Here is a 10,011-nt window from a genome sequence, read left to right on the forward strand (position 1 = left end):
ACAAAGGCCAGGCACTGGCTGGTACTACACTTGCTGGCTTTTACAGTGCTTTTTATCAGGAAAATAAATAAATTAGAAAAACCCTAAACAGGTTCCATTTTTAAAATCCACAAACTTTATACTTTAACAATCGACTGCTTATACAAAGGCATAACTTTATGCACTAATGGCATTGGCACCTTAAATATTTCCGGATGAAACATACTTGCCAATGCTTCAATTCCACTTAATAAAGTGCTTGCCGACGGCTGCGTAAACATGTCAAAATCTGCCAGGAAAACGCTCTGGTTCTGTACTGCCTGCAGCTGCCCCCATTCAGGCTTAGAAGTAAGCAAATCAATTTCCTGTACTGCCCGCTCCACATTAAAACCACAAGGAGCAATCACCAGCACTTCCGGGTTATACTTCACTACTTTCTCCCAAGGTGTTACAATACTATCTCCAGCAGGGTTAGAAAGCATATCAATGCCACCTGCATACGCAATTTGGTATGGGATCCAGTGGCCGCAATTATAAATGGGAGCCACCCATTCCAACAGCATCACGCGCTTAGGCATCACTCTATACTTACGCTGCTCATCCACCAGATAATCAAGGCGTTTCTGCAGTCCAGCAAGATAAGTATAAGCCACCTCCTCTTTACCCAATGCAGCGGCTATAGTAATAACTGTTGCAAAAACATCTTCTAGGTTGTTCGGACTAAGTGAAATCAACTGAGGCTGTTTGGCTAATTTAGCTACAGAGGCAGCCGTGCAAGCTGTATCTATCTGGCAAACTTCACATACATCCTGAGTAAAGATAATATCTGGTGAAATCTGCTGTAGTATGTCTTCATCTACATAGTATAAACTTTTACCCTGAGCTTTACTAGCCGAAAATATACGATCAATCTCTTGACTACTGTAGTTGTTTCCCTCTAACACACACCGTACTACCCGCTGCTTTTCCTGCAGCGCTACCTCCGGACATTCAAACGTTACGCCGTGCAGGCAATCCTGCAGCCCCAAATCATATATGATTTGAGTAGCCGCTGGTAAAAAAGAACAAACCTTTAGCATAATTCATTTCTGTTATAGGACATCCGGAGTCGAGGTGATCTTGCCTTCAGCCACTCGAAAACACCGAACATCAACACACCGTAAAAGAGGGTGCCAAAAAGGAAGTTTCGTTCAAACGGGATGGCCGCCACCAAACAACTCCACAAACCTGCAGCTGTTTTAGGATACATGGAGCCTCCCAGCCACATACCAATATCAGTTACCAGCCAATGAATAAGAACGATGGTGAAAGCAGCCAGAAGAAAACGACTAAAACTAAAGTGCCGAAGCAACTTTTGCCCTACCAGCACCATCAGCGCAAAAGCACCATAAACCCAGTAGAAGCCCTCATAAAACAAGCGCCATTCCCCATAGAATACTAACCTGTTAAGCAAGAGATCACTTATCCATAACGTAAGCAGCGGGAACAAGTATTTGGTATACTTAGAGAAGTAAGCACCACCAAATAAAGCCATCGCTCCAATTGGTGTATAATGGCTAAGGCTGGATATTTGCCCTCCAGTGCCGCTAGCCAAGACGCGAGCAGCAGCCACAAGAGCCATGAAAAGCAGCAGCACCAGCGTACGTGTGTTGATTGAATTTAAGAATTTACTCATGATCGCATGTATAGTTAAGATAGTCTCTACTACTAACTTTCAGGAGCAAAATGGGGAAATAAAGAAAAGCTTAGTTATTAGACCCGCACATATAAAATGCGCATGAAGAGAAAACAGAAGCCGCCTTCATTCCGGGCCTTTCCTCCGAAAGCACGAATGTTTGTTGCAAAAGGCAGGTCTTCTGGCTTGTTTCACTGGCTGGCCTTCCCATTTCAATTATATGAAACAGTGGCAATGATCAACTCAGCTTTTTCTGAAACTTACAGCTACGGGGATAGCTCCGGATTTACACCGGATTCCCTTTTCATCTGCGCCACCCTGAATAGGTGCGCAGAACCGTTTGCAGCACTAAGATATAAAGAAAAGATTAATTTTAATAAAGTGAGTGTTCAGCAGGTTGCATCATAATTGCCTACAGCAGGTCCTTTACATTTTCCGGTGGCCGGCCTATAACAGCTTTGTTATCTTTGACCACGATAGGACGCTCTATCAGGATAGGATGTTGCACCATAGCATCCACCCACTCCTCATCTGACAATTCTTTGCCTTTATAGTTTTCTTTGTATACAGCTTCACCTTTACGCAGTAGTTCCTGAGGCTTCATGTTCAGCTTCTGAAGCAATTCTTTTACTTCTGTGGCTGTAGGTGGTGTTTTTATGTAATCAATCACCTCCACAGTTTCCCCGGCTTGCTGGATAAGCTCCAGTGTCTGCCGGCTTTTACTGCAGCGGCTGTTGTGGTATATCTTCATCATAGGAACGCTAGTAATAAGTATGGAAGCAGTAAAAATAAGAATTTCCTATCTAAAGAACATCCAGGAGCCGGTTTAGCGCTACATCAGGATTAGACATACTTCTAGGATCAGAACCGATTTACACTCTAAGCATAACTATATAGGTTACTTTGCCTCGATTTAGCTAACTCCAGCAATAGTCGCTGGCAACTTATGTAAAGCCTTGATTGAATTCTTAGTAGCTATAGCCATACTTTTAAAACTGCCTATAAACAAAAAACTGCACTCTATTAGAATGCAGCTTTATTAATCTGGAATTAAAAACTAATCAAAACATTTCCTAAATGTCAAACCTATTCAAATCGATGCGGAGCCACAGCTAAAACAGATATGCCCCTGAAGCAACAGCTGCCACTTTATACTTATAAAGCCGGCGAACCATACTTATAGTAAGCAAACCTGCACCTGACTCCCCTTCTGCACTTACATCAACCTTGCATTGATCATTTTACAGGTCTAACCTAAGCCTTGGAAATAAATGCACCTATAGCGTTAAATCATCATTTAAGAGTACATTTACATTCAAAGCTTTTACTAAATAACAAGTTTGATTATAGCTTACAAAAGTAAGTTTCAAAGCTTTTACAATTTCCAACACCTACACAAACCACACTACCTATTGGTATTCAATCGTTTATGCAAAGTATAACTACAATATCAAACAGTTCGTCTGATGCTGTATTTCAGTTAATAAAATCTCTTGCTCGTTCAGAAAAAAGACATTTCAGGTTGTTTGCCACTCGGCAAAGCTCTAACGGAGACATTAAGTTTTTGCAATTGTTTGATGCCCTCGATAGTATGGCTGCTTATGATGAGGAGCGCGTACTAAAGCAGGTACCAAGTATAAAAAAAGGCGCAAATAGCAAACTTAAAGGCTAACCTCTACAAGCAACTCCTGGCAAGTATGCGCCTGTACCATGCTCACCAGAATACCGATATTCAGCTACACGAGCAGCTGGATTATGCGCGGGTGCTTTATAACAAGGGGCTGTATCAGCAAAGCCTGAAGATGCTGGAAAAGGTAAAGGCGTCGGCACAACAGGCTTCTTACCCGCATATAGAGCTGATGGCGATTGATTTCGAGAAGCACATCGAGTCGCAGTACATTACCCGGAGTTTAGAAGGTCGTGCAGAGGAACTTTCCGAACAAGCAGCCACAACCTTAAGCCATTTAGCTCGCTTGCATAATGCCTCCAGCCTTGCTTTGCAGCTTTACGGCCTATACATAAAGGTTGGCCATGTGCGCAGTCCTGAAGATAGTGCTGAGATGACTTCTTATTTTAGGCAACAGCTGCCCCTCCTGGACCTGAGACGCGCCAGTTTCTCAGAAAAGCTATCTTATTACCAGGCGCACGTGTGGTACCATTATATTCTTCAGGATTTTAAAGCCTGCTACCGCTACGCCCAAAAATGGGTTGACCTGTTTGAGGAAGAACCGCATATGAAAGAGCAGCAGCCTATGCTCTACATCAAAGGGCTGCACAACCTCCTGCTCGCCCTCTTCAGCCTGCTTTATTACAGCAAGTTTATGGAGGCTCTAAAAAAACTAGAGGATTTCGCAGCAGACAGTAACAGGCGTAGTAATCCCAACATAGAGATGCTGCTGTTCCTGTATATTTATACCAACCGGATAAATGCTTTTTACATGAGAGGGCGATTTACGGAAGGGCTTAAGATAGTACCGGAGATCAGGCGTAACCTCCGCGTTTTTGAGCAGCAACTGGACCCACACCGCCAACTAATATTTTACTATAAAATTGCAGGGCTATACTTTGGCAGTGGCGACTACAACTCATCTATTTTATACTTAGAAAAGATCATTCACTATAAGGATGTAAACCTGCGTGAAGATATACAGTGTTTTGCGCGTATCCTGAACCTGCTGGCACATTATGAGGCCGGTAAAGATGAGCTACTGGAGTATCAGATAAAATCCGTTTTTCACTTCCTGGGCAAGATGAACGACCAACAACCGATGCAGGTAGCAATTTTTCAGTTTCTGCGCGATATGCCTGACATCAGCCCTTTTGATTTAAAAAGCGCTTTTATTTCTTTAAAAGAAAAACTACTGCTTATATCAGAGAACCCTCTGTACAAGCGTCCATTTTTATACTTGGATATAATTGCATGGCTGGATAGTAAAATTCGGAATGTGCCCGTGCAACAGGTAATGCAGGAAAAATTCCTGCAGCTCAAGTAATAGTATAAGCAAGCAGTATAGTACTGCTTGCTTATACTATTACTTACCACTCAATAGGTTTTTCGCCGTGCTCATCTAAATACTTATTTGTTTTACTAAAGTGGCGGCTTCCAAAAAAGCCTCTGTCGGCGGCAAAGGGAGATGGATGCGCTGCTTTTAATACCAGGTGCTTCTGCTCGTTAATAAAAGCACCTTTTTTCTGCGCATAGGCTCCCCAAAGCAAGAACACAATATGCTCCTTCTGCTCATTTATTTTCTGAATAACAGCATCTGTAAACTCCTCCCACCCTTTCTTTTGATGAGAGCCTGCATTACCGGCACGAACAGTAAGGGTTGCGTTCAGGAGCAAAACACCTTGCTGGGCCCATCGCTCCAGGTTGCCTGAGGCCGGCATATCTTTTCCGATGTCAGCCTTTATCTCTTTGAAAATATTGAGCAATGAGGGCGGAGTTCTTACTTTATCGCTAACAGAGAAGGCAAGGCCGTTGGCTTGGTTCGGGCCGTGGTACGGGTCCTGACCAAGTATAACTACTTTTACTTTATCAAACGGGCACATCTGAAAAGCATTGAAAATCTGGCTTCCTGCCGGAAAAACCTTTTGGGAAGCGTATTCGTCTTTTACAAAAGACGCCAGTTGCTTAAAGTATGGCTTTTCAAATTCTTCTTGTAAGATATTTTGCCAGCTTTCTTCTATCTTTACGTTCATGAGTAAGTTAGGCTTGTTGGGTTAGGTTTTGAGAGACCACAGTTGCGATAAAGCTGCAGGCACTGCAAAGGTTTCTAAAGTATACAAAAAACTCTGTAACATGGATACAAAAACAACAGAAGGTGTTAAAGTAACAGTCACAACAAATTACTTACCGGACTACTCCAGCCCGGTGCAGCAACACTTTGTTTTTGCCTATAAGATCAAGATAGAGAACAATAGCGAGTTTACCGTGAAGCTGCTGCGCCGCCATTGGTACATACACGATTCTACCGGTGTTATGCGCGAAGTGGAGGGCGAAGGTGTGGTAGGCCAGCAACCGACCTTAGAGCCCGGCGAAATGCATGAGTACGTATCTGGCTGCAACCTTAAAACCGGCATAGGTAAAATGCGCGGCACCTATAAGATGGAGCGTATGGTAGATGGCAGGCAGTTTGATGTCAGCATTCCGGAATTCACACTGGTAGTTCCTTATAAGCTTAATTAGTAACTGACTGGTTCCTTACCATCTTTCTAAAAGCCTGATGCTAACGTCTGCTCCTGACGTATAATTATAAAATTCGTGTCCTACTTTAGCCAAGCTACTGATTACCTGCTATACCGCATGCGCGCCTTTAAATTACATGGCGTACACTCTCCTTTCGTTTTCGACTTATACCACAACGTGCTGCACCATACAGGACATTTCCCTGCTTATGATCATGTGGAAGCGCTACGCGACGAATTATTACAGGACGAGCGGGAACTGCAGGTAACAGACTTCGGAGCTGGCTCCAAACATATCAACCAAAATAAAAGAAAGATCAAGGCTATTGCTAAGACTTCGGCAAAACCAGCCAAGTATGGCCAGCTCCTTTTCCGCTTGGTGAACCACTTTCAACCAAACACACTAGTTGAGCTGGGTACATCTCTTGGCCTTTCTACCTGCTATTTAGCTGAAGCCCGTAAAAACAGCACCATCTATACTTTTGAAGGATGCCCTAACATTGCAGAAGTTGCCAGGACAAATTTCAAAAAGCTTAGGTTGCAGAATATTCAGGTAGTTGAAGGAAATTTGGACGATACGTTTGCAAAGCAACTACAGCAGGTGGAACAACTTGATTTTGCTTTTCTGGATGGAAACCACCGCTACGAGCCCACCATGCGCTACTTTGAAAGTTGCCTGCACAAAAGCCACGAAAATACTGTGCTGGTGCTGGATGATATCTATTGGTCTGGAGAAATGAAGCAGGCCTGGAAAGAAGTAAAACTACACCCACAAGTGCGCCAGACAATTGATTTATACTTTGTAGGCTTGGTTTTCTTCCGTACAAAACAGCCTAAGGAGAATTTTACTCTTTACTATTAGATCTCAAACCAGAAAATTGATCAAAGACAAAGGACAAAAGAATTCATATCTCTTGTCCTTTGTTCAAAAATCTATTGTGAAGCTAAGCTTACTGAATTGCCTGGCGAATACGAACAAGCTTCTGTAGCAGCTCTTCCAGTTGATCTAAAGGCAGCATATTAGCGCCGTCTGACTTGGCTATACTTGGCTGTGGGTGTGTTTCGATGAACAGTCCGTCTGCGCCAACAGCAATAGCAGCCTTAGCTATTGTTGTGATGAGTGCTGGTTTACCGCCTGTTACACCTGAGCTCTGGTTTGGCTGTTGTAGCGAGTGGGTTACGTCCATCACCACGGGCACTTTATTGGACTGCATTTCAGGTATGTTGCGGAAGTCCACTACCATGTCAGAGTAGCCAAAGCTATTGCCTCTGTCTGTCAGGATAACTTTCTCATTACCAGATTCACGCACTTTGTCTACTGCAAAGCGCATTGCCTCTCCAGAAAGGAACTGGCCTTTTTTGATGTTTACAACTTTACCTGTATTTGCAGCAGCAACTAACAAGTCGGTCTGGCGGCAAAGGAAAGCAGGAATCTGCAATACATCCACATACGCTGCTGCCATAGCTGCCTCAGCACTTTCATGGATATCCGTTACTGTTGGCACGTCAAACTCCTGCCCCACCTTCTGTAGTATGCGCAGCGCCTTCTCATCGCCAATACCTGAAAAGGAATCCAGGCGAGAGCGGTTAGCTTTGCGATAAGAGCCTTTAAAAATCCACGGAATCTGCAGCTTATCTGTAATCGTTTTAATGCGTTCTGCAATCTGAAGAGCCATTTCCTCTCCTTCTATAGCACATGGTCCGGCCATCAGAAAAAAATTGCCACTCTCGGTATGCTTCAGTTTAGGTATTTCGAACATAGGATTGATAGTTATTTACCAGTTTAAGCAGGTTTGCAAATTTAGCTAGCTTAAAATGAATTGCGAATTATAGAACCGGAAATTAGGTCTCGATTATGAATTATACTTCAGAATCGCTGCTAAGCACTTGCAACAGCATAAACAGCTCCTTGCCCTGCCTTGGTTTGATAGAGTTATGGGCAGTATTAAAACAAATGAAGTGGAAGTATGGTGCAAAGTAGTTTTTATACTCTTCGCGGCTCCCCCCAAAAGGTGGTCCAGGGCTTGAGAAAACTGTATCAAACAAGAGCCCCATAAGCTTTCCGTTTGGCTGTAACAGTTCAGCACATTTGCTAGCATAAGCAGGCCTTAGTTCGGGAGCCAGGGCACAGAAAAAAGTTTGCTCCACGATCAGGTCATACTTGTCCTGCATTTGAAAAAAATCCTGATGCAGCAATTGCTCTTTTGGAAAACCAGGAACTCGATGCGCAAAATTTAGCAGCGGCTCCTCTGCCACATCTACAAGGTATACTTGTGTGAAACCACACAAAAACAGGTATTCTGCTTCATAGGCGTTTCCACAGCCCGGTATCAGAATACGAAGGTCTTTATTTTCCAGCTGATCAAAATATTCCTTCAGCGGGGTCGTTATACCTCCAACGTCCCAACCGGTTTGGCCGGATTGATAGCGTTGCTGCCAGTAACCCGCATTAATTTCTTGGTTCATCAAGTTAAATAAGTAAATCAAAAGTGATATATTTGATTCTTACACGCATAAACTTTACATGCGGACTAAATCTACTGTATAACCCTTAGCTTATCAAACACCTAACATAAAATATATGTCAGAGAACACTCCTGAAAATAGAAGTAACCGCAAACTGCTAATTGGAGGCCTTCTTGTTGTACTAATAAGTATAAACGGCATTCTGATTTACATGAACTATCAGAAAAAAGAAAAGACCGAAGAGCAGGCAGAAATTATCAAGGTAAAGAATGTTGAACTTGAAAACCAGATTAAGCAGTTTGAAGCGCTGAAAGCTGATTTTGAGCGGCAAAGCCAGGAATTATCTGCTATGGGTTTAGAAAACGATTCTTTGGAGTCTAAAATCGCTTCTATCAGCTCCGACTTGGACGAGCTTCGTGGCTTCCGCAACAGAAGCTACAGTTTATCTGATCAGCGCCGCTTCCGCGACAGAGCCTCTGCCTTTGAGAAGCAGCTTAAACAAAAGGATGAGGAAATTGCACGCCTGAAGGAAGACAATGAGGTGCTATTCACAGAAAATACCGATTTAAAAACTACGCAAACTAAGTTAGCCGACAGCTTGACCACCATGAAGTCGAGCAATGAAGAGCTAAGCCAGAAAGTGCGTGTTGCCTCTAAACTGGAAGCACAAGGTATAAATGTGAATATTATCAACCAGCGTGGTAAAGAGAAAGAAGACAATGACAATGAGTTCCGTGCCAAGCGTGTAGACAAAATTCGCATTGATTTTAAATTAGCGCCAAATGCAGTAGCTAAGAAAGAGCCTAAAACAGTATACATGCGTATGATTGAGCCAGACGGTGCTGCGCTATATAACCTTTCCACCGGATCTGGCACTTTCCAGATAGATGGTGACGACATGTATTATACTGCTAAGCGTGACTTTGTTTTTGATAACACGCAGCAGCCTATAACTTTCACTTATGACAAAAATGCAGAGTATAAAAAAGGACAGCACACGATTGAACTGTATGCTGAAGGTTTCCTGATTGGCAAAGCAAGCTTTGTATTGAAATAAAACTCTTCTCTATTCGAAGAGATTCAAGCCTCTGCCACCACGGCAGGGGCTTTTTCATTATACATCCGAAATATAGCAGCTCAACAAAAAAAAGCCACTGATGCTAAAGTAGCTGTACATCGCTGCTCCCTATAAAGCTTCCTCGCCTTTACATTTTTACATACTTCAGTTCCTGAACGGCATAAAAAAAGCCCTAACCTTAGAGGCTGTTTAAATTTCATTTGGATAATTTCTTAAGCATGATGTGTATCATGGTAATCTGTATCATGGTTTCGGCTGATTTGGTGCTGCGCTCATAGTCTTTGGAGAGCCTGCGGTACAGGTTGAACCATCCGAATGTCCTCTCCACGATCCACCGCTTGGGCAGGGCAACGAAAGCCTTCTTGTGGATCCTGTTCACTACCTGAAGCCTCCAGCCCAGCCTGCGGAAGGTGCTGCTCACCCACTCTCTCATGTTTGGTCCGCCATAGCCCTGGTCAGCGAAGAAAACCCTGAGCCTTGCGAAATCCGCTATTCTGGAGGCTATGCGCAAAAGCAGGTACTTGCCCCCCTGCCGCTCATCTATGTCGGCCCGGTGCACAATGACCATGATCATCAGCCCCAGCGTGTCCACCACCAGGTGCCGCTTGCGCCCCTTCACCCGCTTGGC

General features: G+C 43.5%; 11 protein-coding genes and 1 riboswitch. Of the genes, 4 read left to right on the plus strand and 7 right to left on the minus strand.

The features are described 5' to 3' along the window. Nucleotides 1–116: 116 nt before the first annotated feature. From ACFQ2O_RS16755 to arsC, 3 genes are all read right to left on the minus strand, one after another. Nucleotides 117–1,058, minus strand: a complete 942-nt coding sequence (locus ACFQ2O_RS16755) for an ABC transporter substrate-binding protein (protein ID WP_377530359.1) — start codon at nt 1,056–1,058, stop codon at nt 117–119. Beyond that, nucleotides 1,052–1,654, minus strand: coding sequence for a DUF6580 family putative transport protein (locus tag ACFQ2O_RS16760; RefSeq protein ID WP_377530361.1), 603 nt, complete (start codon nt 1,652–1,654; stop codon nt 1,052–1,054). The genes ACFQ2O_RS16755 and ACFQ2O_RS16760 overlap by 7 nt, the downstream gene beginning before the upstream one ends. Nucleotides 1,655–1,808: 154 nt before the next feature. After that, a riboswitch (cobalamin riboswitch) is annotated at nt 1,809–2,010 on the minus strand. 56 nt (nt 2,011–2,066) lie between these two features. Then, a complete protein-coding gene (arsC, locus tag ACFQ2O_RS16765; RefSeq protein ID WP_377530363.1) occupies nt 2,067–2,408 on the minus strand; it encodes an arsenate reductase (glutaredoxin) in 342 nt (113 codons plus the stop codon). A 943-nt stretch (nt 2,409–3,351) separates the two neighbouring features. On the opposite strand from arsC, the gene ACFQ2O_RS16770 reads away from it, so the two are divergent. After that, the gene (locus tag ACFQ2O_RS16770; RefSeq protein WP_377530365.1) at nt 3,352–4,647 is read left to right on the plus strand and encodes a hypothetical protein; all 1,296 of its coding nucleotides are present in this window, start codon (nt 3,352–3,354) and stop codon (nt 4,645–4,647) included. Nucleotides 4,648–4,690: 43 nt separating this feature from the next. Here ACFQ2O_RS16770 and ung read toward each other — a convergent pair whose 3' ends face one another. Beyond that, entirely contained in the window at nt 4,691–5,353 is a 663-nt protein-coding gene (gene ung / locus ACFQ2O_RS16775; RefSeq protein ID WP_377530369.1) for a uracil-DNA glycosylase, read from the minus strand. A gap of 100 nt (nt 5,354–5,453) precedes the next feature. Here ung and apaG point away from each other — a divergent pair, with 100 nt between their 5' ends. Continuing rightward, nucleotides 5,454–5,840 (plus strand): Co2+/Mg2+ efflux protein ApaG, encoded by a 387-nt coding sequence (gene apaG, locus ACFQ2O_RS16780; protein ID WP_377530372.1) that lies wholly within the window; start codon nt 5,454–5,456, stop codon nt 5,838–5,840. 75 nt (nt 5,841–5,915) lie between these two features. Beyond that, nucleotides 5,916–6,701 carry an O-methyltransferase gene (locus tag ACFQ2O_RS16785; protein WP_377530374.1) on the plus strand — a complete coding sequence of 262 codons (786 nt, stop codon included), beginning with the start codon at nt 5,916–5,918 and terminating at the stop codon, nt 6,699–6,701. Nucleotides 6,702–6,789: 88 nt separating this feature from the next. Here the strand turns inward: ACFQ2O_RS16785 and kdsA are convergent, their stop codons facing one another. Together kdsA and ACFQ2O_RS16795 are read right to left on the minus strand one after the other, a co-directional pair. After that, the gene (kdsA, locus tag ACFQ2O_RS16790) at nt 6,790–7,599 is read right to left on the minus strand and encodes a 3-deoxy-8-phosphooctulonate synthase (RefSeq protein WP_377530377.1); all 810 of its coding nucleotides are present in this window, start codon (nt 7,597–7,599) and stop codon (nt 6,790–6,792) included. Between the two features lie 100 nt (nt 7,600–7,699). Further along, entirely contained in the window at nt 7,700–8,305 is a 606-nt protein-coding gene (locus ACFQ2O_RS16795; protein WP_377530379.1) for a methyltransferase domain-containing protein, read from the minus strand. Nucleotides 8,306–8,420: 115 nt separating this feature from the next. Between ACFQ2O_RS16795 and ACFQ2O_RS16800 the strand changes: the two genes are divergently transcribed. Continuing rightward, complete coding sequence (locus ACFQ2O_RS16800; RefSeq protein WP_377530381.1) at nt 8,421–9,362, plus strand: hypothetical protein; 942 nt, start codon at nt 8,421–8,423, stop codon at nt 9,360–9,362. A gap of 217 nt (nt 9,363–9,579) precedes the next feature. Here ACFQ2O_RS16800 and ACFQ2O_RS16805 read toward each other — a convergent pair. After that, on the minus strand, nt 9,580–10,011 hold a 432-nt coding region (locus tag ACFQ2O_RS16805), incomplete at its 5' end, for a transposase (RefSeq protein WP_377530384.1).

This window comes from Pontibacter rugosus, from assembly GCF_042678745.1.
Classification (GTDB): domain Bacteria; phylum Bacteroidota; class Bacteroidia; order Cytophagales; family Hymenobacteraceae; genus Pontibacter; species Pontibacter rugosus.

Excerpts from the sequence above, each read along its gene's own strand:
- ACFQ2O_RS16755 (WP_377530359.1), bottom strand. The coding sequence starts at position 1,058 with ATGCTAAAGGTTTGTTCTTTTTTACCAGCGGCTACTCAAATCATATAT.
- ACFQ2O_RS16760 (WP_377530361.1), bottom strand. The coding sequence starts at position 1,654 with ATGAGTAAATTCTTAAATTCAATCAACACACGTACGCTGGTGCTGCTG.
- arsC (WP_377530363.1), bottom strand. The coding sequence starts at position 2,408 with ATGATGAAGATATACCACAACAGCCGCTGCAGTAAAAGCCGGCAGACA.
- ACFQ2O_RS16770 (WP_377530365.1), top strand. The coding sequence starts at position 3,352 with ATGCGCCTGTACCATGCTCACCAGAATACCGATATTCAGCTACACGAG.
- ung (WP_377530369.1), bottom strand. The coding sequence starts at position 5,353 with ATGAACGTAAAGATAGAAGAAAGCTGGCAAAATATCTTACAAGAAGAA.
- apaG (WP_377530372.1), top strand. The coding sequence starts at position 5,454 with ATGGATACAAAAACAACAGAAGGTGTTAAAGTAACAGTCACAACAAAT.
- kdsA (WP_377530377.1), bottom strand. The coding sequence starts at position 7,599 with ATGTTCGAAATACCTAAACTGAAGCATACCGAGAGTGGCAATTTTTTT.
- ACFQ2O_RS16795 (WP_377530379.1), bottom strand. The coding sequence starts at position 8,305 with ATGAACCAAGAAATTAATGCGGGTTACTGGCAGCAACGCTATCAATCC.
- ACFQ2O_RS16800 (WP_377530381.1), top strand. The coding sequence starts at position 8,421 with ATGTCAGAGAACACTCCTGAAAATAGAAGTAACCGCAAACTGCTAATT.